Source organism: Pseudomonas sp. WS 5079 (assembly GCF_012985465.1).
Classification (GTDB): domain Bacteria; phylum Pseudomonadota; class Gammaproteobacteria; order Pseudomonadales; family Pseudomonadaceae; genus Aquipseudomonas.
Map to the genome: position 1 here is coordinate 439,033 of NZ_JAAQWN010000005.1, position 24,929 is coordinate 463,961.

Here is a 24,929-nt window from a genome sequence, read left to right on the forward strand (position 1 = left end):
CCAAGATCCCGCAACGATGTTGTCCTGAGCCCCGACGACGCTTATCGTGAGACAGCCCGATTTTTGGCGCGCAGCCCCTGCTGCGTCCAACTAATAAAAACCGATCCATGCATAAGAAAAAGTTGATCCCATGAATTTGAAGTTCCTCGAAACCTTCGTCTGGGTGGCCCGGCTCAAGAGCTTCCGGCTGACCGCAGAGAAGCTGTTCACCACCCAGGCCTCGATCTCCAGCCGCATTGCAGTGCTGGAAAGCGAGCTGGGGGTGAAGCTGTTTTTGCGAGACTCGCGTGGCGTAAGCCTGACCCCGGACGGGATGAAGGTGCTCGATTATGCCGAACAGATGATGGTCACCATGCAGGGGCTCAAGCAATCGCTGGAAACCACCAGCAGCAAGGTCGGACGCATCCGCATCGGCGCAATGGACACGGTGATCCACACCTGGCTCAGCCCGTTGGTGACCGAGCTGATGGACCACTTCCCCCTGGTTGAGATCGAATTGGTCGCCGATACCGCGCTGAATCTCTGCGATCAGCTGCAAAAAGGCTTCCTCGACGTGATCCTGCAAACCGACCTGATGCGTCAGGAATCGGTGCGCAGCCTGGAACTGGCCAGCCACCCCATGGGCTGGATCGTCGCCAGCCACTCGATCTACAACCGCGACTACGCCTCCCTCGCCGAACTGGCCCAGGAACGGATTATTACCTACTCGAAAAACTCCCATCCCCACCAGGACGTGTTGAGCCTGATGCAGGCCCATGGCGTGGCGGCGCCGCGCATGAACTGCGTGAACTCGGTGTCGGCCATCACCCGCCTGCTACGCGACGGCTTCGGTATCGGCGCGTTGCCGCCGGTGCTGGTCAGCGAAGAATTGGCGCGGGGCGAGTTGCTCGTGCTGCCGATGGCGCAGCGCTTGCCGAACCTGCAGGTGGTGGTGTCGTGGCGCGTGGGGGTGGAGTTGGTGGAAGAGATTGTGGCGTTGTGCCAGAACGTAGTGGCGCGGTATGCCGAGGAAGTGGGTGAAGAGCGCATGGTGCTCAACCAACCAAACCCGCTGAGGACACCCGATTAAACCTGTGGGAGCTGGCTTGCCTGCGATGCAAGCACCTCGCTACATAAGCTGCACCGGGGTGACGCCATCGCAGGCAAGCCAGCTCCCACACAAACCCGCTGCAACCTTGGGATTTGTGGCGTAGTTACAGGCCCTTGAGGTCCCGCTCTTCAATCGGCCGGCTCTGGCGCAAGCGCTTGCCGCCCAGCACCACCCAGTCGATCAGGCGGAACAGGCACTCCAGGCCGAACGACAGCAGCATCGCCCCACCCAGGCCCCAGCCCATGGCTTCGGGGGTCAGGAGGATCTGGTAGCTGTAGCCATTCCAGGTTTCCCGGCGGATATCCGGGTCGGCGGCCACCGCCACCTGCAAGGCGCGGATGTACCACGGCCCCTGCATGGCCTGAAATTGCTTGTCCAACGCCACCTGGCGATCGAGCAAAGTGCCGAGGCTGTTGGCATCGCTGCGGAACACCGGGTCATCGCTGGCACGGTAATGCGCCACCAATGCTTGCAAATCGCCATTGAAGAACTGCTGGGCCGTGCTTTCAAAACCGCGCAAACCGGTCTGGGCTTCGATCAGGTGGGCCTCGACCCGCTTGGCGTAGTCGTTGATAAACCCCGGGACTTGCACCCCGACCAACAAACCGATGGCAAACAACACCAGGCGCAGATAGCTGAGCAACATAATCGACGTCCTTATGCGGTTGTGCCCTGGCGCACGCATTCGCCGCGCCGCCACAGGCTCCACTGGCCCGGTTCGTAGCGGGTCCAGGTCTCGTTTTCGGTCAAGGGTTCGGTGGCAATCACCGTCACCACATCGTTTGGCGTGGTTTCAGCCTGAAAATCGACGATCACGTCGACATCTTTCAACCGTGCAGGGCCAAACGGCGCACGGCGAGTGATCTGCGCCAGCTTGGTCGAGCAGTAGCAGAACAACCAATCACCATCACTGAGCAGGCAGTTGAACACGCCCTTGCTGCGGTATTCGGCGCAGGCCGCGATCAGGTCCGGCAGCACTTGCTCGATATCCACCGGTTCTGGAAACGCCTCGCGGATGCGGTTGAGCAGGTCGCAGAACGCCGCTTCGCTGTCGGTATCGCCCACCGGGCGGTAGAACGTGGCCTGGGGCGTGAAGTCGGCGAGTTGGCCATTATGGGCGAAACACCAGTTGCGCCCCCACAGTTCGCGCACGAACGGATGGGTGTTGGACAGGCTCACCTTGCCGACGTTGGCTTGGCGGATATGACCAATCACCACTTCACTTTTGATCGGATAACGCTGCACCAGCAGGGCCACTTCCGACTCGCTGCTGGCCGCCGGGTCCTGGAACAGCCGCAGGCCACGGCCCTCATAGAAGGCAATGCCCCAGCCATCGCGGTGTGGCCCGGTGCGCCCACCGCGCTGCATCAGCCCGGTGAAGCTGAACACGATATCGGTCGGTACGTTGGCACTCATGCCCAATAATTCACACATGCCAGGACTCTCGATGCAGGGCTTACAACGTTAAAGACGCGGCTCGACCCGCATACCACTGACCGGGGCCGGCGCACGGCCATAGGGCTCGTCGTCCTCAGGCTCGGCCGCGACCGCTGCCGCAGCGGCGGCCTTCTGCTCACGCCGGGCCTTGGCGGCACGCTCGATGGGCCAGCGAATCAGCACAAAGACCAGGTACAGGCCAAAGGCGATCATGGCGTACATCAGCAAATCGGACACCGCCCGCCAGGCGTTATTGCCCACTTTGAGCAACAGATCCAGGGCGGTGATGGCCACGGCCGGGGCGAATTGCTCCTTGACCGGGTCGACAATGGTCGGGCTCAACAGCAGCACCGCCATCAGCAACCGCAGCGGTTCGCGCAGCCAGCGCCAGATCCAGCGGGTCAGGCGAAACCACACCAGCAGGCAGCCCAAAGCGGCGAAGGCGTAGAGGCCCCAAGCGGTCAGATAGTCGTTCTCGGTCATGGTGTCCATGGCAAGGTAGGCAAACAGGCCCGTATGATAACGGCTTTTGAGTGCCACGGCTGCAATGCCGTCGGCCCGCCACCAGACAGAGAGTGATCCATGCCTTCATCGACCCACGCCGCTGCCGCCCCGATTGCCCGCCAGGACTCAGGCCAGGACCCGTATGCCTGGTTGCAGGAACGCGACAACAGCGAGGTGCTCGACTACCTCAAGGCCGAAAATGCCTGGCAAGAGGCGCAGCTTGAGGACCAGAAAGCGTTGCGCGAAAGCCTGTTCCAGGAGATCAAGGGTCGTATCCTCGAGACCGACCTGTCACTGCCCTCGCCCTGGGGCCCGTACCTGTATTACACGCGCACCACCGCCGGTGACGAATACGCGCGCCATTACCGCTGCCCGCGCCCGGCCGACGACAGCCAGCAGATCGATGAAAACGCCGAAGAACTGCTGCTGGACCCAAATGTGCTGGCCAATGGCGGCTTTTTCTCCCTCGGCGCCTTCAGCATCAGCCCGGACCACAAGCGCCTGGCCTACAGCCTGGATACCAATGGCGAAGAGATCTACACCCTGTACGTGAAGGAATTGTCTTCGGGCAAGGTCAGTGAACTGGCCTTCGAAGACTGCGATGGCAGCATGACCTGGGCCAACGACAGCCTGACGCTGTTCTTCGGTGAACTGGACGACACCCATCGCCCGCACAAGCTGTATCGCTACCGCCTGGACGGTACCGCTGCCGAAGAAGTGTTCCACGAGCCCGACGGCCGCTTCTTCCTGCATTGCTACCGCTCCAGTTCCGAGCGCCAATTGCTGCTGTCCCTGGGCAGCAAGACCACCAGTGAAATCTGGGCCCTGGACGCCGAGCAGCCGCAACAGGCGTTTGCCTGCCTGGCGCCACGGGTTGAAGGCCATGAATACGATGTCGATCACGGCAAGCTGGACGACCAATGGACCTGGTTTATCCGCAGCAACCGCGATGGCATCAACTTTGCGCTATTCCAGGCGGCCGACACCGGCGGCGTGCCCACCGAAGACCAGTGGCACAACCTGATTGCCCACGATGACGCGGTGATGCTCGATGGCGTGACGCTCAATGCCCGGGCCATGACCCTGAGCCTGCGCATTGGCGGCCTGCCGGTGATCGACGTGCACCCACAAGGCCTGCCGGCTTATCGCGTGGAGCTGCCGGACGCGGCCTACAGCCTGTATGTGCAAAACAGCCTGGAATTCGACAGCGACAAAATCCGCCTGCGCTATGAAGCACTCAATCGTCCGGCCCAGGTCCGCCAATTGGAGCTGGCCAGCGGCGCGCAGCACGTGCTCAAGCAAACCCCGGTACTGGGCGTGTTCAATGCCGACGATTATGTCAGCCAGCGGCTGTGGGCTACCTCTGCCGATGGCACCCAGGTGCCGATCAGCCTGGTGGTCAAGCGTGACCAGGTGGGCCAGCCGACGCCACTGTACCTGTACGGCTACGGCGCCTACGGCTCGAGCCTCGACCCGTGGTTTTCCCATGCGCGCCTGAGCCTGCTGGACCGCGGCGTGGCGTTTGCCATTGCCCATGTGCGCGGGGGCGGCGAATTGGGCGAAGCCTGGTACCGCGCCGGCAAGCAGGAGCACAAGCAAAACACTTTCAGCGATTTTATTGCCTGCGCCGAACACTTGATCGCCGAGGGCCTGACCACCTCCAAGCAACTGGCCATAAGCGGCGGCAGCGCCGGCGGGCTGTTGATCGGTGCCGTGCTCAACCAGCGCCCGGAGCTGTTCCAGGCAGCAATTGCCGAAGTGCCCTTTGTCGATGTGCTCAACACCATGCTCGACCCGGACCTGCCACTGACCGTCACCGAATATGACGAATGGGGCAACCCTCAGGAACCCGAAGTGTACGAGCGGATCAAGGCCTATGCGCCGTACGAAAATGTCAGCGCCCAGGCCTACCCGGCGATGCTGGTGATCGCCGGCTATAACGACAGCCGCGTGCAGTACTGGGAAGCCGCCAAGTGGGTGGCCAAGCTGCGCGCCACCAAGACCGACGACAACCTGCTGCTGCTCAAGACCGAACTGGGCGCCGGCCATGGCGGCATGAGCGGGCGTTACCAGGGCTTGCGTGACGTGGCCCTGGAATACGCCTTTGTGTTCAAGGCCCTGGGGCTGGTTTAAGAACCCGCCGCCTTGGGCTTGCTGTCGTTTTGCTGCAAGCCAGGCAAGGTCTGGTCCTTGGGCGGCTTGGGCATTTCAATCGGCGGCAACAACGGCGCCCCGCTACCTTGTGGCTTGGGCGCCGTTGGCGGCGTGACTTGCGGATAGGGGGTCGGCGTGGCAGTGCCCGGCGCCCCCGTGGTGGTCGCCGGCGTGTTCGGCACGGGTTGCAACTGCTGGGCATGTGCGGCACCCAATGTGAGCACACTCCCTACAATGACCGCTAGAATGCTGCACTTCATCGATGGCTCCATGGCCTGACTGTTAACCAGTCCCAAGGCTACTCCCAACCGCGCAAGAATGCCCTTCCCAATGAGATTTCCATGAAACGTTTCGTGCTGCTCGACACCACCCCGATCCCCGATAACGGCGGCGCCCTGTGCCTGTTCGAGTACGGCGAGGATTTTGTGATCAAGATCCAGGGCGGTGACGGCGGGCAATTGATGAACACGCGCATGCACGGCTCCGAAGATGCCCTGGCCGAAATCCCCTGCCGCAAGGTCGCCGGCCGCCCTGGTTCACGGGTATTGATTGGCGGCCTGGGCATGGGGTTCACCCTGGCCTCGGCGCTCAAGCACCTGGGCAAGACGGCCGAAGTGGTGGTGGCTGAATTGGTACCGGGCGTCGTGGAGTGGAATCGCGGCCCGCTCGGGGAAAAATCCGGCAACCCGCTGCTGGACCCGCGCACGGTAATCCGCCTGGAAGACGTGGCCAAGGTGCTACAAGCCGAGCCCCAGGGCTTTGATGCAATCATGCTCGACGTCGACAACGGCCCCGAAGGCCTGACGCAGAAAGCCAACAGCTGGCTGTACTCCGCCGGTGGCCTCAGCGCCTGTGCCAAGGCCCTGCGCCCCAAGGGCGTGCTGGCCGTGTGGTCGGCCAGCGCCGACAAGCAGTTCAGCGACAAACTGCGCAAGGCCGGCTTCAAGGCCGAGGAAGTGCAAGTGTTTGCCCATGGCAACAAGGGCACCCGGCATACCATCTGGATTGCCGAGAAACTCAAGGGCTGAACGGCGCGCCGCTCAGATCGAGCGACGCAGTCGACTCAGGTGCCGCAAGCCTTCCAGTACCAACACCACCACCGCCAGCCAGATGGGCAGGTAGGTCATCCACTGGCCCGGCTTGAGGCTGTCGCCCAGCATCAACGACACCGCCACCAGCAACACCGGCTCAGCGTAACTGAGCAGGCCGAACAGGCTGAAGGGCAACAGGCGGCTGGCCAGGATGTAGCAATAGCCTGCCGCCGCGCTGACCAGGCCCATCACTGGCACCAGCCAGTACAACGCCGGGCGCTGCGCCAGCGTTTCGCCAATGGGTTGGCCGCCGAGGATGAACCACAGCGCCACGGGGATCATCAGCATCATGTCCAGCCACAATCCGCCCAGGTTGTCGGTGCCACAGCGCCGGCGCAGGACGAAATACAGCGGGTAACCAACACACACCACCAGGGTGGTCCAGGAAAACCCGCCCGTGCGGTACAACTCATTGCCCACGCCCACTGCGGCCAACACGGCGGCAATCTTTTGCAGATGGGAAAGGCGTTCGCCATAGACGATACGCCCGGTGATAACCATGGTCAGCGGCAACAGGAAGTAACCCAGGGAAACGTCCAGGCCATGGCCGTTGAGCGGCGCCCACATGAAGATCCACAACTGCACACCCACCAACGCGCTGGTCAGCACCACGCAAGGCAACAACCCCGGTTTGTCGCGCAAGCGCTGGTAGATCAGCGGCACCCATTTCCAATCCCCGGACAGGCACAGCAGCAGCGTCATGAAGGGCAACGAAATAAGGATTCGCCAGCCAAATATCTGCTGGCCGTCCAAAGGCTCAAGAAGAGAAGTAAAGAAATACAGCACACCAAACAGCAAGGACGCGGAAACCGCCAGAACAACACCTTTAGACACAACAGCCTCTACAACAAATTGCATGTATTGAATTGAAGCTGGCAGTTGAATGTAAGCGAGACGAACATCAAAACTTATTAACGCGCACCACAAACTTACAACTCACACAGAATAGAATTCCAGAGTCATGAATTTATAAGCACAGGGTAACTCGTCGATTTTTTATTATTGGCAAGACGCTGATCAAACTCTTCAACCAACCCGACTTCGGTGATTGGCAGCAGTACGCTCTGCACGAGCGCCTCTGATTTGAAACGCCACAACGCCAGCCGCGGGGGCTGATATCGTGATGGGAAAACCCGATTGCACGGGAAACTAACGGTCGCCAGGCAAGACCTGGCTTATTGAGAACCTGACACCACCACATAACAGCGGCAGTGGGCCAAGAGACGCCACATTAAAGAACTTGGCAAAGTTAGTCCAACACTTTCTCAGCTAAAACTAACGTTGGCCTTATTTAACTTCCCAACGGTATTCAAACACAGCGCTGGCCAGCCATTGTTAGTGCGCCCCAAGCCGGCCAATCGCCGCCCGGCACCCGGACTGAAAAAGCCAAGGGCTTATTGCTCCGCGAGCAGCTAGAATCAACGCCATCCGTGATCCACTAAAAACAGGAGCCATGATGAGCTCAAGCAACCCGCCCTCCCACACCGCCAAGCTGGACCGTATCCTCGCCGATGCCCAGCGCGACCGGGAAATGGGCTACCGCGACAAAGCCCTGAAAATGTACCCCCACGTATGTGGCCGCTGCGCCCGTGAATTTGCCGGCAAGCGCCTCAGCGAATTGACCGTGCACCACCGCAACCACAACCATGACGACAATCCCCAGGACGGTTCCAACTGGGAATTGCTGTGCCTGTACTGCCACGACAACGAACACTCGCGCTACACCGACCAGCAGTATTTCGGCGAAGGCTCCACCAGCAGCCCGACCATTGCCAAGGCCACGCACAACCCGTTTGCGGCGTTGGCGGGGTTGATGAAGAAGGACGACTGACGGTCGTCGCTGAACGTTACGACGTCATCGCGGCGATGCTGCGATGACAATCACCCAAACACGCCATTTCTATAGCGACCGCTGCTCGAGCAATCCCCGTATAATTGCGGTTTTTCTCGAAGGCACCCTCTCCCGTGGGCAATAAACGCTACAGCTGCATCGGTCTGTACAACCCCAAATCCCCCGAAAACGTCGGTTCGGTTATGCGCGCCGCCGGCTGCTATGGCGTGGCTTCGGTGTTCTACACCGGTAAACGCTATGAGCGGGCCCGGGACTTTATTACCGATACCAAGAAGGTCCACCACGATATCCCGCTGATCGGTATCGACGACCTGAAAAAGATCCTGCCCCTGGGCTGCATCCCGGTCGCCGTCGAGCTGGTGGACGGCGCCCGCCCGCTGCCCGAATACACCCACCCGGATCGCGCGCTGTATATCTTCGGCCCCGAAGACGGATCCCTCGACAAAGAGATCCGCGACTGGTGCGAAGACGTGATCTACATCCCGACCACCGGTTGCATGAACCTCGCGGCTACGGTCAATGTGGTGCTCTACGATCGCCTGGCCAAGGGCAATAACACCCGTTCGGGCCCCAAGTACTGATTTGGCGGGAACATCCACGAACTGCCGGCAGTCAGTTGCATATCAATGGCCCTTTGTTGGAGACAGACCATGAGCGACAGCAAAACCCTCAACCCTGTAATTGAATCGACGCCGTTCCAAACCCAGCCGACCCAGAATGTCCAAGGCTGGGAGCGCATTGGCTCCTTGGCCGGTGGCGTGGTGATGATGGGCAAGGGCATTCGCCGGGGCGGTTTCTTTGGCCTGATCCAAGTGGCGATTGGCGGTGTGGCCTTGGCACGCGGGATCAGCGGGCATAGCTCGGCCAAGTCGCTGCTGGAAAAAAGCCGCCAGGATATGAACAGCGTACGCACTAAAATCGAACGCGCCGGCGAAGAACTGAAAAACCTCAAGACCCGCGCGCAAGTGGCTGCCGAAAGAACCACCCCGTGACGCAACTTGTGTGGGAGCTGGCTTGCCTGCGATGCGTGCGGCTCGGTCTTTTAGTCAGACCGAGGTGATGCTATCGCAGGCAAGCCAGCTCCCACACAAACCCAGTGCCTACACAAGCTGTGTTTGCACCATTGAGGTTCAGCGCAGCAGTTTGCTGTCGAGCACCACCGAGGATTCGCCAATCACGCTTTCGGCCAACTGCACAAACTCCCTGGTCGTGATGCTGTCCAGGCGCATCAGCGCCTGCGTCAGGTCATCCAGGGAACGCTTGTTGTGGGTTTTCAGGCGGATTTCGCGATCCAGTTCCTGCAACACCACCACCGCCCGCGCCACCGTGGCGCCGCTGACGTGCTCGCCGCGCAAGGTCGTCACACCCTTGCCGTCCTTGCTCAAGCGCGCCTGTATTGCCTCATAACGCTCGTCGCTGATGCCACCCGCGCGGCGTAGCAGTTCAATGGAGTAATACTCGGCAAGCCCTTCGCTGATCCAATCGCTGCCCTGATGGTCGTTGAACCGGCCGATGGCCTGCACCACTTCGCGAATCAACGGGCTACTGCCATTTTCGCTGACCAGCGGCGTGCGGCTATTGAGGTACACCGAATCGCGCCCGGAAAACGCGCCACGGCGCATCGGATCACTGGCCCCCACGACCAGCAGTTTGGCCGGATGCCGGGGAAACGCTGCTTGCACCTGGGGCCAAACGAATGTCAGCAACGTCAACACGTCCATGCGGCGCATGGCCTGGCCCTTGGGCGAGGTCACGGTGATTTCAGTTTCGCCAAGGCGTACCCGGCGGCTGCCCAGGTTACCGGCGAGCATCCAGCCCGTAGGCCGGTCGAACAGACGGGACACGTTGTCGATACGGAACTTGTGCTTGCCGATCCGCGGCCAGGGGGTCTCGACGCTTTTCCAGCCTGGCGGCAGCTCGAAGGTCAGCCGCGACACCAACTCCACGCCGTCCTGCTGGTCAAGCCGGGCCGCAGGCACCAAGTCTTCACCACGAAACAGCGCCCAGCTGGGGGTCATGCGCGATTCGTAGATGCCAGGCTTGCGCGCATGGCTCAGGCGCACGCGGTAGGTCAGGCTGGCCTTGTCCGCGCCCGGCTGCCACAGGCCACGCCGGGCGCCCGTATCGGGCGTGACCTGCCACTGGCCGTCGGCCTTGAAGTCGCTGTAGTCACCGTCGCGCCCCAGGTCGAAGTTCAGGCTGCGCACCGCCGAGCCCTCGGACAGGCTCAGGCGCACCTCGGCCTGATCGCTCTGGGGTAATAGTTTGACGTGATAGTCGAGGTCGACTTTTTTCGCCGACCATGCCGACGTGCTCAACCCCAGCAACAGCAGGCTTGCCGCCAGCCTGGCTTGGACCGTCATACGCTCTCCTTTTCAGCCTGCGCGAAAAATCAGGTAATCCTCCCAATCGTCCTCGGGCACGCTGCCTTCGCTGAGCATGCGGCCGGACTGGGAAATGCGTTCGTGGTGCACGGCGTCGCGATCACCGCAGACCAGGTGGTGCCACAGCGGCAAGTCCTTGCGCTCACTGACCAGGCGATAGCCACAGGTCGGCGGCAGCCATTTGAACTGATCGGCCTGGCCCGGCGTGAGCTGGATGCAATCGGGCACCGAGTCCCGACGGTTAGGGTAGTCGGTGCACTGGCAGGTTTTCAGGTCCAGCAATTTGCAGGCGATGCGCGTGTAATAGACGCTGTTGTCGTCTTCATCTTCAAGCTTTTGCAGGCAGCACAGGCCACAGCCGTCGCACAGCGACTCCCATTCCTCCTGGTCGAGGTGCTCGAGGGTTTTGCGTATCCAGAAAGGTTCGACTTTGGCGGCCATGGCTCTACATCAGTATCGGTAGGTGAAAAGGCCGCCAGTCTAGTGCCCAAGCCCCCTGGGGCCAAGCGCTTACGACTGCCGGTAGGGCAAGACTTGTCAGGCGCGCGGCGGCGCAGTAGCTTTGAGGGCCGTTTTTTTCACCAGGATCCGCTTATGAGCACTGAGCCACGCGTTGCCGATTACCCGATCCACCCGCAGTTCACCGAGCGTTGGTCGCCGCGTGCGTTTACCGGGGAAAGCATTCCGGAGGAAACCCTGCTGAGCTTCTTCGAAGCCGCGCGCTGGGCGCCTTCGGCCTACAACTCGCAGCCTTGGCGGTTTCTCTATGCCCGTCGCGATACACCGCACTGGCAGCGTTACCTGGGCCTGCTCAATGAATTCAACCGTGGCTGGGCGCAACATGCCTCCGCACTGGTGATCGTGGTGTCGAAAACCACTTTCGCAGTGCCCGGCGCCAGCGAAGAAACCCCGGCGCTGTGGCACACCTTTGACACCGGCTCGGCCTGGGGCCACCTGGCGCTGCAAGCCAGCATCAGCGGCTGGCATACCCACGGCATGGCCGGCTTCGACCAAGAGCTGACCCGCAAGGAACTGAAGATCCCCGAGGGTTATGCGCTGCATGCGGCAGTTGCGGTGGGCAAACTGGGGGACAAGGCGACCCTGGCGGACTACCTACAGGCCCGGGAAGCCCCAAGCCCCCGCCGGCCGTTGAGCGAGTTGGTATCTGCTGGTGACTTCAAGCTCTAAGCCCCCGGCTGCATAGGCCATCGCCTGGCGTATGCAGCTGGTTGAAAGCGCCAAGGTGCAGATCACGACGCTCAGGCAAGCAGGCGCGCAAAGGCCTGGCGCAGCGCCTCTCTTTGACGTACATACGCGGCCATCACCACCGGCACCATGAACTCCAACGGCTGGGAATCCATATCCACCGGGTAGATCTTCTGGTCTTTCGCCGAGTACATAAAGTTCTTCAGTTGCAGATCATTGTGATAGATATCCTTCGCTTCCATTTGCGCCAGGGCATCATCCAGCAAGGACCGTGCTTGCGGCGGCAAACTCCCTCTCTCAAAATGACTGAGCGCCACCCCATCAAGCTTGCGCATCTTTATGTATTTAAAGCCGTCCTCAATGATCCCTCTTGCAAAACTATCGCCATAATATTTATTCAGCGATATCACCTCCATGTTGAGGTAATTGGCCGAAGGTTGCAGTGAAGTAGGCCCAAGATCCTTGTAGACACTTTTGCCATCGCGGCTGGCGTAAATCACACCCTCGCCACCGGCCGCGATTTCCGGCCCCAGATCGTCCGCGACTGACACAGGCCCCGCCCCGCGCAGCGTCAACCGCCGCCATTGATCGCCCTGGACGTGCTCGACCAGCAACGGCGTTTGCCGGCCATTGTGATAGATCCGTGCCTGGACAGTGCTGTCCTCGGCACGACTGACTTGCCGGACTTCATACACCGCCGTCTGACCGGCACTGTCGATGTGGCGGATATGAGACAGATGGCCATCAGCGGCGAGATAAACCCCCTGGCTGTTGCGCGAAAGCCCGGCGATTCGCGAGGGCGCAACGCTGTACTCGGCAAACATCCGGTTGCCCAGCTCGCTACCCGGGGCGATACGCGCCATGGCCAGTGCGCCGTCCACGGCCGTGGTTTGGGCAACAAACCCTTCAAGGGGGCTACCATAGGGCCGTATCCTGTCAACATCGAAGGCATACCATTTACCGTTGCGCAGCACCGCGCCGCCTTCGATACGCCTTCCTGCAACTATGTAGGTGCCTGTTGCCGCAACACCAGACTCCTTGCTGACCGCCTTCAATAGGTCATAGCTGCCGCTGCTCCCCCTGAGCTTGTTAACCGCGTGGATACCTTTGGACAATCCTTTACCGGCCAGTCGCGCACCGCCCACGGCCAAGTCGCCCAATCCTCCCAGGGGGTTAAACGCGCCAATCGTGGCCACACCGATTATCTTCGTCCCCCGTAATACCTTGGTCACCCCGGAGACAGCAGCGCCGCCCAACCGCCCCAGTTTCCCCGCCACTGCCGCGCCGGCAGTCAGGAAGCCAAAGATGTCCAGCGCCAGGTCCACAGCCCCCTCGCCGTAGTTGCCCTGCTGAAAATTGACAATCGCCGAGCGCAACGGAATAAGGTTGAGCACAAACTCTTTAACCGCCCTGGCTGTGCCCTTCTGCTCGTCCAGCGTGGTCTGCCCCCTGGCATGTTCCTTTATCTGCGGGTCATCCAGATCAAGATGCTCAACGAATACATTGGCAATGTATTGAGTACGCGGCGTCGCAAAGCTATCAAGCAACCCGTTACCCCGTGGGGTTCTTTCATTTCTCTGCTGAGGGGCACCCTCAGGGCTGAACACTTTGGTCTCGTACACGACATTGGCATTTCTTGAACTACGCTGCGCCGCCCGCCAGAGATCCACGGGCCGAATAACCCCTTGGGCAAAGTTGATTTCATAGGCTGCTGGAGGCTTTCCCTCGCGCTCAACTTTCAGCAGCAGTTCCTGGCCTTTGGGGTGCTGGGTTCTGTCGGTAAAGCCTAGGCCCAAGGTGTGGGATAGATTCTGATAGAAGGTCAGCTTTCCATACTCAAGGTTCTCCCGATCGACCACCGGCAACTGCGCGACCAGATGCTTGATGGTGATGCCGATAGCTGCCTTTTTATTTTTTATCGTGTCATCGAACGGCTGGTTGAACGCCTCGGTGGTGCCAAATCGGTGATTGGCGTTCAACTCGGCCAGGGGGATGCGGCTGTCTGCGCAATCAAATACGGCGGGCGAAGGTAGGTCCATCATCGCGATATCCAGCAGCGAATGGCGCCCAAGCAAGTAGGTTGCTGGCGTTCCAGGACCACCTCGCGGATGGCCTGTAGTACTGATCAGTTTCTCTTCAAACAACGCGCCCAGGTCGCCAAATCGTCGCTTGAGTTCGGCCAGCGCCAACGCTTTTCGACTGGGAATCGCCTTATCCAATGCCTGGCTGGCGCTGATCATTTGCCGCTGGCGGCTGTTGAAGGTGTCTTTGAGTATGTTCAGTTCCTGGTCGCTGTAGCCCTCATCATCCCGGCGCTCCAACAGTCCATTGGCAACCCCCCAGTCCAGCAGGGCGGCCTTCTGCGCCCGCCAGGTGACGCCCGGATCAGCCAGGCCCGCACTCTCGGCCTGTTGCATGACCTGCACAAAGGTCATGTTCGGTACCTTGCCCGGCGATTGAGCTTCTATCGTGCGCGCCGCAACCGCCAGGTTTACCCAGGCCGAGCTGCCATAGGTGACACTGGCGGGGATGTCCTTGATCAGGAACTCGGGGGCCATCCTGGCCAACAACAGATAGGCGCCTACCCCAGCCATCTCCGGGCGGGTTCTGCCACTGGCGCTCAGGTGCGTGCGCAACCCGTCGACCACCACTGAAGCGGGTTTACCCCAGTGCCGAGCGCTTGCGAGGTCAAAACCCGCCACCTTGGTGCGATGTGGCGCGGTGATGGATTCGGGATCCATCTGCACAGCAATGGCAGCCAGCAAATAGTCGTTGATACTGCGGTCGGTAGCGACTGCGTCCATTTGCTGTTGCAGGTACTGTCCCAGCCGCTGCCCTGGCGCGCAACTGATCAGGGATTGCAGGGCCTCGATGGGGTTGCTGCGTACCTGCAGGTCGACGGGCTGCTGATCGTTCAGGTAATCCAGCACCCCCTTATTACCGAGCCGGTCCAGAGCCACCGCGCCCAGCCTGCGTTGCTCATCAGGACTGATAGGCACCGGCCACGATAAGCCGCCGCCAAGATCGCCAAGTGGGTGCTCCAGGGCTTTTTGAGTGACCGCATCGGCGAGGCTGGCAAGGTGAAAATGGCTGGTGGGCTGGAAAAATCCAAGGTGCCGGATAAAAGTCGTCAGGGTGATGCTGCTACCGGTATCCAGCGGATAGGACGACCCAGGGTCTATGCCCATCGGGGTACTGCCCAGCGCCGCCAGCACAGCTTGCGGCGTGGCATCTACGCCCAGGCGCGTGGCGACCTCGAAGAGCTTTTGCCCCAGGACCTTCAGGTTTTCTCTGTCGGCCAGGGCAGCCTGCAGGCCAGACTTGGGTTTGGCCTGTGTCGGGGTGACCGGGCCACCAGCGGCGCCAGTTGCCGGCAAAGGGTCAGGCTGCGCAAGCCTGGCGCCTTCAGCGACACGGTCAGTCAAAGACGCGGGAAACAGAGGTGTTTGCGGGGGGATAGCACGCAGATCGAACATTGAGAGGCCTCCCTGATTAAGGTCAGCGAGCCTCCCACGATACCGTCAGCGATAAAATCAGATGCGGGCTACGCAGCCTGTGGGGGAGTTCAATATCCGCGCTCGAAACTCACCTCGCCACGCAGCGAATCCTTGGCCTGGTATGCCCCAAGGTTCTCGACAAACAGCGCCACCATGCGTCGCGGGCAGGTCGGCGCCGAGCTGTGGCCCGTCAGCAACAAGCCCCAGGCAGTCCAGAACGGATGGCGCTGGGGCAAAGGCTCCTGGCGACACACGTCGATGACCGCACCGGCCAGGTGCCCTTCTTTCAGGGCCTCGACCAGATCGGCATCCACCACCGCCACGCCCCGGCCGACGTTGATGAACAGGCCGGTCGGCTTGAACTGCTTGAACAGCGCCGCATCGTACAGATCGTGGGTGTTCGGCGTGTTGGGCAGCAGGTTGACCACATAGTCCACCTCGCCCACCAGCCGGCCCAGTTGATCCGGCCCGGCCACCTCGAGAAACGGGGCCTGCTCCCGGGCTTGGCTGGCAACGCCGTATAACTCCACGCCAAAGGGCAGCAGGAACTGCGCGACGCTCTGGCCGATATCGCCGGTGCCGACGATCAGTACCTTGCGCCCCGCCAGGCTCTGGCCCATGCGGTTGTCCCACTTGCGCTCGACCTGGCTGACCAGGCGCGCCAGCACCTCGCGCTCGTGGCCGAGCATGTAGGTGAGCACGTACTCGGCCATCACCTGGCCAAAAATGCCGACGGCACGGGTCAGTCGATAATCCCGTGGCAAGCCATCAGCCAGCAGCGGCGTGATACCGGCCCAGGTCGATTGCAGCCATTGCGGGTGATGGCCCTGGCGCAGCAGGGTTGCCAGCAGGTCCGGCTGGCCCAGCCACACCGGGCAATCGGCGGCCAGGCGTGACAGTTCAGCCGAGTCGCCGCTGGTCAGGACTTCAATATCCGGCGCCGCTTCGCGCAGCAGTCGGGCGTACAGCGGGTGGTCCTGTTCTGCTATCAGAACGCGCATGGTTCAAACCTTTCAAAAACAGTGCAGGCGACCACCGGCAGCAGACTGACTGCTGGGCTCGGGGCTCGCCAGGTCATTCGATTCAAACGTGTCCCGAGCGGGACACGGGTCGATCACATCGGGTCGTTACGGCGCAGCAGTTCTTCGGGCAGGTGTTCGATGTACTCATCGTCCGGCGGTGGCATCTGCAGGTGGTAGCCCTGCTTTTGCAGGTTGGCCAGGACTGCCACGATATCTTCCTGTTGCAGCTTGCGTTCCGCCGTCAGCACCAGGTTGAAGGCGTGTACCGGCTTGCCGAACACGGTCAGCAGGCCTTCGGGCACGCGCTCCAGGGCATCGCTCTTGAGCACGTAGAGGTACATGCCGGCGCGTTTCGGGCTGCGGTAGATGGAACAAATATGTTTCAAGGCTGTTCTCCGGCAGTGGCCAGGCTGTCCAGCAGCGCCTGGCCCATCAACTCGCGGCGCCAGCCACGCAGCGAGTCAGGCAATTGGTAAGGCCCATCGGGGTAGCCACTCTTGACCAGCGCCTCGAGGGTTTTCTTGCGCAGCATCAGCTCCGGGGCCATGTCCAGGCGTTCGGCGAAGGTTTGGCCCAGGGCGCGCAGTTGCTTGATCAGCACCGCGGCATCCACCGGCAACGGCTCAGGCACGGCCGGCGGCCATTGGTCCATCGGCACACTGGCGGCACGTTTGATCAGGCCCAGCAGAAACTCGCCGTCCTGGCGCACGGTGCGCGGGTGCATGTCTTCGATTTTGCCCAGGGCCGCGAGGTTATCCGGCTGCGACTTGGCCAGGGGCCATAGCGAGTGTTCACGCAGGATACGGTTGCGTGGCAGGTCGCGGGCGCGGGCTTGCTGTTCGCGCCAGGCGCACAGCTCGCGCAGCACAGCGAGTTGGGCACGGGACAGTTTCCAGGCCAGCTTGGCGTCGCGGTAGACCTCATAGGGATCGATTTCCCGACGCAGGTTGGCCACCAGTTCCGCGCCATCTTCTAGGATCCAGGCGTATTTTTCGTCGGACAGGCGCGGGCGCAGCCGTGTGTAGACTTGCGCCAGGTGCACCGCGTCTTCGGCGGCGTAGCTGACCTGGGTCTCGGACAATGGCCGCTGCAGCCAATCCGAACGGGTCTCGCCCTTGGGCAGTTCGATGTCGAGCACAGCTTGCACCAGGCGCGAGTAGCCCATGGAGAAGCCGAGGTTCAGGTAGGCAGCTGCCAGTTGGGTGTCGAACAGCGGCGCCGGCAGACTGCCGGTCAGGCGCAGCAACACTTCCAGGTCTTCACTGCAGGCGTGCACCACCTTGATCACCGCTGGGTTTTCCAGCAGCGCGGCCAGGGGTTGCCAATTATCGATGGTCAGGGGATCGATCAGATAAGCGCGTACACCATCGCCAATCTGGATCAGCCCGGCGATGGGATAGAAGGTATCGACCCGCATGAATTCGGTGTCGAGGGCGACGAATGGCAACTGCTGCCATTCGGCGCAATGCTGGCCGAGGCTATCGTTGTCGCAGATCCAGTGAATATCGATGGCCACACGGCTCTCCCTTGAAGAATGGCGCGCAGTATATATCGCCAGAGGGACTTTCGAGCACCCGCAGTGTGCCAGCCATCATGAAAACTCTGACAGGAGACGAAGAATTGCCCGACAGCTGAGGGTTATCCTCGTTTGCGCAGCACATAAACCCGCCACAAGGTCGAGCCGGGCATGAACTCTTGCTGATTGAGCACCGTGAACCCCGCCTGGCGGAACTCCGCTTCCACCTCGACACGATGGGACAGCAAGGCTTGCCCCGTGCCTGGCGGGTGGAGCTCACGATGGCGGCTGTCGCTGTCCACCGAGACAATCACCGTGTCGCGGCTGACCCGGTGAAACTCGCGCAACAGCGCCAGGCGTGCGTCGGCCGTGGGGACGTGGCGAAACAGTTCCAGGCAGAAAATGCAGTCCACCGCGTTGGCCGACAGGCCGATGGAAAAGGCCGAGCCCTGGAACGTCTTGATCCGACGCAAAAATGCCGCGCCGTGATGGCTCTGGGCATGATCGAGCATGGCCTGGGATGGGTCCGAGGCGAGGATCACACGGTTGCTGTGTTCGGCCAGCACCGGCCAGAAGCGCCCCGCCCCACAGGCCAGGTCCAGCAGCAGCCCGGGCTCCCCCGCGACTTTCAGGGCCTGGCGCACCAGGCGCTCATCGCGCCATAACCATAGGCGCCGCCGTAAAGTCGGGGGGCGCGGGTCGCCGCAGACCCGAGCGTGGTCACGATCACAGCGCGCGGCGAATTCAGCCTCGATGGACGATGGGGGTTGCGACGACATCACGGGACTCATGTAGATGAACCGGTCTCTACGGACACTGGACCCTCAGCTTATCCACCCGCTCGTGAAAAAAAGGTCGAAAGCATCGCGCTTCATCATCACGCCTGGTGCAGGTACCAGCGCCAGTCCTGCTCGCCCACCTCGCCCATGAACTGCCGGTACTCAGCCCGCTTGACCGCCAGGTACACGCCGAGAAACTCCTGGCCGAATGCTTCACGTGCCCAGGTCGAACCTTCCAATGCACGCAAGGTGGTCAGCCAGTCGGTGGGCAGCAGCTCCTTGGCCTGGGCATAACCATTGCCCGTGACTGGCGCGCCGGGATCGCGCTGCTCACGAATGCCACGGTGGATCCCCGCGAGGATTGCCGCCGCCGCCAGGTACGGGTTGGCATCGGCGCCGCAGATGCGGTGTTCGATATGCCGCGAAAACGCCGGGCCGCCGGGCACACGCAGGCTCACGGTGCGGTTGTCGACCCCCCAGGTGGCCGCCAGCGGCGCATAGCTGTTGCTCTGGAAGCGTCGGTAAGAGTTGGCGTTGGGGCAGAACAACAGCAAGGAGTCGAGCAAAGTACTGAGCATCCCGCCCACCGCCTGGCGCAGCAGCGGCGTACCATCGGGCGCCTCGCTGGCAAACAGGTTGTTACCGTCGGCGTCCGCCAGGCTGACGTGCATGTGCATGCCGGTGCCGGCCAGGTCGTCGAACGGCTTGGCCATGAAACAGGCCGTCATCCCGTGCTTGTGGGCCACGCCCTTGACCAGGCGCTTGTAACGCACCGCCTCGTCCATCGCCTGCAACGCATCGCTGCGGTGTTCGAGGGTGATCTCCACCTGGCCCGGCGCGTATTCGGAGATCGCCGTGCGCGCGGGAATGCCTTGCAGCTTGCAAGCGCTGTACAAGTCGGCCAGAAACGGCTCGATCTGCTCCAGCTCGCGCAGGCCATAGACCTGGGTCGAGCGCGGGCGACCGCCGTCCATATCCCGCGCCGGTTGCGGGCGGCCATTGCTGTCGGGCTTCTGGTCCAGCAGGTAGAACTCCAGCTCCGCCGCCATCACCGGGTAATAACCATCGGCCTTGAGCCCGTCGATGACCTTGGCCAGCAAGTGCCGGGGATCAGCCACCGTCGCCGGCAGGCCCTCCACCGGGTGCATGCTGACCTGCACCGCCGCAGTGGGAATCAACCGCCACGGCATGCGCTGCAAACTGCCGCTGATCGGGTAGGCGCGGCAGTCGATATCCCCTACCTCCCACACCAGGCCGGAGTTTTCCACGTCGTCGCCATTGAGGGTCAGGCCCAGGATGGTACTGGGCAGCGGGCGACCACTGGCGTAGACCGCCAGCAGTTCATCACGGTGCAGCAACTTGCCGCGAGGCACGCCGTTGCTGTCGAGGATGAACAGTTCGAACATCTCGATATCGGGGTTTTGGTCAAGAAACGATTGGGCTTCGTGCAGGCTGGCAAAGACGGTACTCATGGCAACTCTCTTACGTATGCGTCAGGCAGGCGCGCACGACGGCGCACCCGTGAGGGGGCAATCAGCGTAAGGGAGCGGTATCCGGCGGGCGGGCGTGGCGGCAGTGCCACAGCGCCCAAAAGGCCAGTTCAGAAGGCAATGCATCAACGCCCAGCCGACACACCGGGCGGCTCGGCGCGATGGCGCCAGGCAAGGCCTCGGGGTGAGTGTCGGGGGAACCGTCCATGCAGGGATCACAGTGAAGAGATAAGCGCCAGCGTCACACGCTGGGTTACGCCCTTAAATTCAGTCTTGGTGGAGTTCACTTTCAGGATGACTAAACATTCGCCACCCACTCACCACATCGACAAACGCCCGGCATGCAGCACTGCGATAAGCGCCCTTGCGACTGAGCAGGGCCACCGTGCGCTGCGGCAACGGCGGGCGCAGTTGCACCGCGTGCAAGCCCTGCTGGGCCATGGCCACCTCGCGGGGCAGGATCGTCGCCAGTTGGGTATGGCGAATAATTTCAATCACCGCACTGATCGAATTGGCCTGCATGGCAATCTGCGGCGTTATCTCCAGCGTCCGGCAATAGTCATCAATGTAGCGTCGCGTCGCAAATCCGCTGTTCAACAGCACCAGGGGTTGCTGCTTGAAGTCAGCCAGCTTGAGCCACTGTTTGCGCTTCAAGGTTGGATGACTGGCGCTGGCCACGACGCTCAACTCCTCGACAAACACCCCTTGGCATTCGATGTCTGGCATGTGCTCGCCGCTGAAGCCAATGCCGATATCCAGTAAATCCTCGGTCAGCGCGCGCTCAAGACGGTCCTGGGGCATTTCCTCGACGCTGACGGTGATCCCCGGATACTGCTGATAAAACTGGGCCAGTAGCGGCCCGATCAGGTACGCGGTGAACGTCGGGGTCATGGCCAAGCGTAAATTGCCACGGCTCAGGTCCTGCACGTCATGCATGGCCCGGGTGCCCGCCTGCAGATCCTGCAGCGCCAGGCGGGCAAACCGCACATAGGCCTGGCCCGCGTCGGTCAGGTTGACACTGCGCCCGGAACGATCCAGCAGCGGTGCCCCCAGGTTCTCTTCGAGTTGCTTGATCTGTTGCGACAATGTCGGCTGCGACACATGCAACGCTTCGGCAGCCCGCGTGAAGTTACGGTGCTCGGCGACGGCCAGCAGGTAGCGGATATGGCGTAGCAGCATGCAAAACACTCCAACTATAGGCATGACTTATAGAAACCATAATAATCCAGTCTTGGACGCTATAATCAAAAACTTCCATCCTTGCCCCATTAGCGACGCAAGGAGAAACACCATGCAGCATCTCATCGACGGCTTGCGCAAGTTCCAGAGCGAAGCCTTCAGCCAGCGCAGTGACCTGTTCAAGCAACTGGCAACCACGCAACACCCCAGCACGCTGTTTATTTCCTGCTCCGACAGCCGTGTAGTCCCGGAGCTGTTGACCCAGCAGGAACCAGGCGATCTGTTTGTGATCCGCAATGCCGGCAATATCGTGCCGTCCTACGGCCCGGAGCCGGGCGGGGTCTCGGCCACGGTCGAATATGCGGTGGCCGTGCTGGGGGTCAGCGATATCGTGATTTGCGGCCACTCCGACTGCGGCGCCATGACGGCCATTTCCACCTGCAAATGCCTGGATCACTTGCCCGCCGTGGCCAACTGGCTGCGCCATGCCGAGTCGGCCAAGGTGATCAACGCCGCACGTACCCATGCCTCGGATGCAGAGCGACTGAGCGCCCTGGTACGGGAAAACGTGGTCGCACAATTGGCCAACCTCAAGACTCATCCCAGCGTCGCCCTGGCGCTTGAACAGGGCCGGCTGAGTCTGCATGGCTGGGTCTACGATATCGAAAGCGGCTGCATCAACGCCCTGGATGGCCGCACCGCTCGCTTTGTATCCCTGCTGGACAATCCACAGACCCGCGCACACGCCGCCTGAACCTTATTTAACCGAAGAGGAAGTCATCATGCTGCAATCCCAATTGTCCCAAACCCCACGCCTGGCCCTGGCCGACACCGTGATTGATATCAAGGCCCGCAAAAACCTGTCCTGGCAGGACCTCAGCGACGGCACCGGCCTGAGCCTGGCGTTCGTCACCGCAGCCCTGCTCGGGCAACACCCGCTGCCCAAGGACGCAGCCGATGTGGTGTGCGCCAAACTGGGCCTGGACGCGGACGCCAGCCGTCTGCTGCAAAGCGTGCCTCTGCGCGGCAGCATCCCCGGTGGCATTCCGACGGATCCGACCGTGTACCGTTTCTATGAAATGCTGCAGGTCTATGGTTCAACCCTCAAAGCCCTGGTCCACGAGCAGTTTGGCGATGGCATCATCAGCGCCATCAACTTCAAGCTAGACATCAAAAAGGTCGAAGACCCGGACGGCGGCTCCCGCGCGGTCATTACCCTGGACGGAAAATACCTGCCGACCCAGCCGTTCTAATCCCCGGGCAACCGTCTACGCTCTTGGGACATTCACAAGAACGAGGGACGGGTAATGAAGGGAATGCTCCGCGCCACCTGGCTGCTGCTGTTGCTGGGTTTCAGCCAGGCCCAGGCCGCAACCGCCCATGAACAGGACGCCCAGGCCGCCAAGGCGCTGCTGGAGAAGGCCCTGGCTTATTACCACGACAACGGTGACAAGGCCTTCGCCGCCTTCAGCCGCCAGGGCGAGTTTGTCGACAAGGACCGCTATGTGTTCGTGGTCGATACCAAGGGCGTACTGCTGGCCAGTGGTGGCCCATCTTCGGCGCTGATCGGTCGCGACGTGTCCGAAGTGCTCGGGCCGGACCTGCGCCAGTCGTTCAAGGACGCGCTGAAGATCCCGGAAGGCAATGGCATCCAACAGGCCGAATACCGCTGGCAGAACTGGAACGACGGCAAGGTGGAACGCAAGCATGTGTTCTACCAGCGTATCGGCCAGCGCATCCTGGCCGTCGGCTATTACCTGCCCCGGGCCACACCCGAGCAGGCCAAGGCCCTGCGGGACAAGGCAGTCAGGGAACTGGAGAAAAACGAAGCCGGTACGTTGAAAGCGATCAATGCGCTGCAAGGCGGCTTTTTGCAGGACGACTTGTATGTGTTTGTGGTCGACCTGGATACCGGGCGCTATGTGGCCCACGGCACCAACCTGCGCCTGATCAACACCGACTTCGCCAAGATCAAGGACCCGGACGGCAAGCCCGTGGGTGAACCGATCCTGGCACTGATGAAGGAGCAGGGTCAGGGAGAATATGAATACCGCTGGAAAAACCCGGTGACCGGCAAGGTGGAAAACAAGCATGCCTATCTGCGCAAGAGCGGGCATTTTCTGGTAGCGGTGGGTTACTACAGCCCGTAAGCGCGCAACTGCACGCCTTGTAGGAGCAGGCCGGCGCCTACGCTAGCGGGCCTTGTCTTCGCGCCCGCGCAACAGCTGGTTGGGCATTGCAATCGCCGCTGCCAGCCCCAGCAGCGACACCGCCGCGCTGATCATCAACAAATGCCGGAAGGTCCTCAACAGCTCCCCACGCAACGCGTCCTGCGCCGGGCCGGGAGCCGCGTTGAGGCCATCGAGCAGCACGTTGCCGGAGCTGCCTTCGGCCATCATCGAGCCACTGGCCAGGTGGGCAAAACTCGAGTCCTGCAACAACGCCAAAAGCAAGGCCGACATGCACGCCACGCCGACCGCGCCCCCCAGGGAGCGAAACAGGTTGGTGGTGCTGGTAGCGACACCGATGTCGTGTTGCGCCACCGAGTTTTGCGTGCCCACCAGGGAAGTCGGGAACTGCATGCCCGAGGCAATGCCGCTGAGCACCATGAACAAGCTGCTGAGGATCAGTGACTGGGGTGCGCTGAAGGCCATGCCGAGGATGGCAATCGGCGTGAGCAGCGCACCGGTAAGGATCATCGGTTTATAGCGGCCGGTGACTGAGGTCATGCGCCCGGCAAAGAACGCGCCCATGGGCAAGCCAATCGCCAGCGGCAGCAGGTGCAAGGCGGCGCTGTCGGCACCGGCCCCCGTGACGCTCTGATAGCGCAGGGGCATCAGCACGATCAGCGAGATGGCCTGGAAGCTGGTGAAAAAAATCGTACACCAGCACAACACCGCGCTGCGGTTGGCGAACAGGTGCATGGGCAACAACGGCTCCCGCGCCCGGCGCTCATGCCAGACAAACACCGTCAACGCCACCAGCGCACAGGCCAGCAGGCCCAGTACTTGATCATCGCGCCAATGATGGCCCTGGCCGATTTCAGTGATGCCCAGCAACAGCGCGGTCAGGCCGATGATCATCAGCACCGTGCCAAGGTAATCGATGATCGGCTTGCGCTGTGGCACCGGCAGCCCCACCAGCGTGCGATGGGCGACCCACCAGGCGCCCGCGCCCAATGGCAGGTTGATCAAAAATACCCAGCGCCACGACAGGTACTCGGTCATATAGCCGCCCAACACCGGCCCGGCCACGCTGGCAACGGCGTACATGCTGCTGAAGTAACCCTGGTAACGCCCACGCTCGCGGGGCGGAATAATGTCGCCGATGATCGCCTGGCTCACCGAAATCATCCCGCCCGCGCCGATGCCCTGGAGGATCCGCGCCAGCACCAACTGCTCCATGCTTTGCGCCATGCCACAAAACAGCGAGGCCACGGTGAACAGGCCCATGCCGATCAACATCATCGGCCGCCGCCCATACAGGTCGCCAAGTTTGCCGTAGATCGGCACCGCCACGGTCATCGCCACCATGTAGCCGGAGATGACCCAGGCCAGCAGGTTGACGTCGTTGAACTGCGCAGAAATGGCCGGCATCGACACGGCGACGATGGTCTGGTCCAGCGCACCGAGGAAAATCGCCAACATCAGGGCCGCAAGGACACTGCGTACAGAGGGTGTGGATTGGGTCACGACAGAACCTGCAGGCAAGCGGCAATGCCCGCCATG

At 61.7% G+C, this 24,929-nt stretch carries 25 protein-coding genes; 10 read left to right on the plus strand and 15 right to left on the minus strand.

Going from position 1 to position 24,929, the window contains the following annotated elements:
- Nucleotides 1-130 precede the first annotated feature (130 nt).
- On the plus strand, nt 131-1,069 hold the full coding sequence (locus tag HBO05_RS16415) for a LysR family transcriptional regulator (protein WP_172313387.1): 939 nt from the start codon (nt 131-133) through the stop codon (nt 1,067-1,069).
- A 124-nt stretch (nt 1,070-1,193) separates the two neighbouring features.
- Here the strand turns inward: HBO05_RS16415 and HBO05_RS16420 are convergent, their stop codons facing one another.
- From HBO05_RS16420 to HBO05_RS16430, 3 genes are read right to left on the minus strand one after another with little or no spacing between them, the layout of a single operon-like run.
- Entirely contained in the window at nt 1,194-1,736 is a 543-nt protein-coding gene (locus HBO05_RS16420) for a DUF2937 family protein (protein WP_016971394.1), read from the minus strand.
- Between the two features lie 11 nt (nt 1,737-1,747).
- A complete protein-coding gene (locus HBO05_RS16425; RefSeq protein ID WP_029292340.1) occupies nt 1,748-2,524 on the minus strand; it encodes a class II glutamine amidotransferase in 777 nt (258 codons plus the stop codon).
- Between the two features lie 30 nt (nt 2,525-2,554).
- Nucleotides 2,555-3,019 (minus strand): MFS transporter, encoded by a 465-nt coding sequence (locus HBO05_RS16430; RefSeq protein ID WP_225923868.1) that lies wholly within the window; start codon nt 3,017-3,019, stop codon nt 2,555-2,557.
- 90 nt (nt 3,020-3,109) lie between these two features.
- On the opposite strand from HBO05_RS16430, the gene HBO05_RS16435 reads away from it, so the two are divergent.
- On the plus strand, nt 3,110-5,164 hold the full coding sequence (locus tag HBO05_RS16435; protein ID WP_170057685.1) for a S9 family peptidase: 2,055 nt from the start codon (nt 3,110-3,112) through the stop codon (nt 5,162-5,164).
- Here HBO05_RS16435 and HBO05_RS16440 read toward each other — a convergent pair.
- On the minus strand, nt 5,161-5,445 hold the full coding sequence (locus tag HBO05_RS16440; protein WP_169955567.1) for a hypothetical protein: 285 nt from the start codon (nt 5,443-5,445) through the stop codon (nt 5,161-5,163). The two genes, HBO05_RS16435 and HBO05_RS16440, sit on opposite strands and share 4 nt — an antisense overlap.
- An 81-nt stretch (nt 5,446-5,526) precedes the next feature.
- Between HBO05_RS16440 and HBO05_RS16445 the strand changes: the two genes are divergently transcribed.
- A complete protein-coding gene (locus HBO05_RS16445; protein ID WP_169955566.1) occupies nt 5,527-6,213 on the plus strand; it encodes a hypothetical protein in 687 nt (228 codons plus the stop codon).
- A gap of 12 nt (nt 6,214-6,225) precedes the next feature.
- Here HBO05_RS16445 and rarD read toward each other — a convergent pair whose 3' ends face one another.
- Complete coding sequence (gene rarD / locus HBO05_RS16450) at nt 6,226-7,110, minus strand: EamA family transporter RarD (protein WP_170043250.1); 885 nt, start codon at nt 7,108-7,110, stop codon at nt 6,226-6,228.
- A 622-nt stretch (nt 7,111-7,732) separates the two neighbouring features.
- On the opposite strand from rarD, the gene HBO05_RS16455 reads away from it, so the two are divergent.
- From HBO05_RS16455 to HBO05_RS16465, 3 genes are all read left to right on the plus strand, one after another.
- A complete protein-coding gene (locus HBO05_RS16455; RefSeq protein WP_038448187.1) occupies nt 7,733-8,107 on the plus strand; it encodes a YajD family HNH nuclease in 375 nt (124 codons plus the stop codon).
- A 134-nt stretch (nt 8,108-8,241) separates the two neighbouring features.
- Nucleotides 8,242-8,709, plus strand: a complete 468-nt coding sequence (locus tag HBO05_RS16460; protein WP_032863501.1) for an RNA methyltransferase — start codon at nt 8,242-8,244, stop codon at nt 8,707-8,709.
- Nucleotides 8,710-8,778: 69 nt separating this feature from the next.
- Nucleotides 8,779-9,120, plus strand: a complete 342-nt coding sequence (locus tag HBO05_RS16465) for a DUF2892 domain-containing protein (protein ID WP_172313389.1) — start codon at nt 8,779-8,781, stop codon at nt 9,118-9,120.
- Between the two features lie 138 nt (nt 9,121-9,258).
- On the opposite strand, the gene HBO05_RS16470 is transcribed toward HBO05_RS16465, so the two are convergent.
- Complete coding sequence (locus HBO05_RS16470; protein ID WP_170043249.1) at nt 9,259-10,491, minus strand: hypothetical protein; 1,233 nt, start codon at nt 10,489-10,491, stop codon at nt 9,259-9,261.
- 12 nt (nt 10,492-10,503) lie between these two features.
- Complete coding sequence (locus HBO05_RS16475; protein WP_029292333.1) at nt 10,504-10,953, minus strand: YcgN family cysteine cluster protein; 450 nt, start codon at nt 10,951-10,953, stop codon at nt 10,504-10,506.
- 153 nt (nt 10,954-11,106) lie between these two features.
- On the opposite strand from HBO05_RS16475, the gene HBO05_RS16480 reads away from it, so the two are divergent.
- The gene (locus HBO05_RS16480) at nt 11,107-11,700 is read left to right on the plus strand and encodes a nitroreductase family protein (protein WP_169955562.1); all 594 of its coding nucleotides are present in this window, start codon (nt 11,107-11,109) and stop codon (nt 11,698-11,700) included.
- A gap of 71 nt (nt 11,701-11,771) precedes the next feature.
- On the opposite strand, the gene HBO05_RS16485 is transcribed toward HBO05_RS16480, so the two are convergent.
- The 7 genes from HBO05_RS16485 to cynR all read right to left on the minus strand — a co-directional run bounded on the left by HBO05_RS16485 (nt 11,772) and on the right by cynR (nt 21,201).
- A complete protein-coding gene (locus HBO05_RS16485; RefSeq protein WP_172313391.1) occupies nt 11,772-15,194 on the minus strand; it encodes a hypothetical protein in 3,423 nt (1,140 codons plus the stop codon).
- Between the two features lie 89 nt (nt 15,195-15,283).
- Nucleotides 15,284-16,216 (minus strand): D-2-hydroxyacid dehydrogenase, encoded by a 933-nt coding sequence (locus HBO05_RS16490; protein WP_169955560.1) that lies wholly within the window; start codon nt 16,214-16,216, stop codon nt 15,284-15,286.
- Between the two features lie 113 nt (nt 16,217-16,329).
- Nucleotides 16,330-16,623, minus strand: a complete 294-nt coding sequence (locus HBO05_RS16495) for a YcgL domain-containing protein (RefSeq protein ID WP_169955559.1) — start codon at nt 16,621-16,623, stop codon at nt 16,330-16,332.
- Entirely contained in the window at nt 16,620-17,753 is a 1,134-nt protein-coding gene (gene rnd, locus HBO05_RS16500) for a ribonuclease D (RefSeq protein WP_169955558.1), read from the minus strand. The genes HBO05_RS16495 and rnd overlap by 4 nt, the downstream gene beginning before the upstream one ends.
- A 122-nt stretch (nt 17,754-17,875) precedes the next feature.
- Nucleotides 17,876-18,532, minus strand: a complete 657-nt coding sequence (locus HBO05_RS16505) for a class I SAM-dependent methyltransferase (RefSeq protein WP_169955557.1) — start codon at nt 18,530-18,532, stop codon at nt 17,876-17,878.
- Between the two features lie 98 nt (nt 18,533-18,630).
- The gene (locus tag HBO05_RS16510) at nt 18,631-20,004 is read right to left on the minus strand and encodes a glutamine synthetase family protein (protein WP_170057681.1); all 1,374 of its coding nucleotides are present in this window, start codon (nt 20,002-20,004) and stop codon (nt 18,631-18,633) included.
- A 285-nt stretch (nt 20,005-20,289) separates the two neighbouring features.
- Complete coding sequence (cynR, locus tag HBO05_RS16515) at nt 20,290-21,201, minus strand: transcriptional regulator CynR (RefSeq protein WP_169955555.1); 912 nt, start codon at nt 21,199-21,201, stop codon at nt 20,290-20,292.
- 112 nt (nt 21,202-21,313) lie between these two features.
- Here cynR and HBO05_RS16520 point away from each other — a divergent pair, with 112 nt between their 5' ends.
- The 3 genes from HBO05_RS16520 to HBO05_RS16530 are packed head-to-tail and all read left to right on the plus strand — an operon-like array spanning nt 21,314 to nt 23,351.
- Nucleotides 21,314-21,955: a carbonic anhydrase gene (locus HBO05_RS16520; protein WP_057958801.1), complete on the plus strand. Its 642-nt coding sequence runs from the start codon at nt 21,314-21,316 to the stop codon at nt 21,953-21,955.
- A 28-nt stretch (nt 21,956-21,983) separates the two neighbouring features.
- Nucleotides 21,984-22,454 (plus strand): cyanase, encoded by a 471-nt coding sequence (gene cynS, locus HBO05_RS16525; RefSeq protein ID WP_057958800.1) that lies wholly within the window; start codon nt 21,984-21,986, stop codon nt 22,452-22,454.
- A 54-nt stretch (nt 22,455-22,508) separates the two neighbouring features.
- Nucleotides 22,509-23,351: a cache domain-containing protein gene (locus HBO05_RS16530; protein WP_169955554.1), complete on the plus strand. Its 843-nt coding sequence runs from the start codon at nt 22,509-22,511 to the stop codon at nt 23,349-23,351.
- A gap of 42 nt (nt 23,352-23,393) precedes the next feature.
- On the opposite strand, the gene HBO05_RS16535 is transcribed toward HBO05_RS16530, so the two are convergent.
- Nucleotides 23,394-24,893: an MDR family MFS transporter gene (locus tag HBO05_RS16535; RefSeq protein WP_346266492.1), complete on the minus strand. Its 1,500-nt coding sequence runs from the start codon at nt 24,891-24,893 to the stop codon at nt 23,394-23,396.
- Between the last annotated feature and the right edge of the window lie 36 nt (nt 24,894-24,929).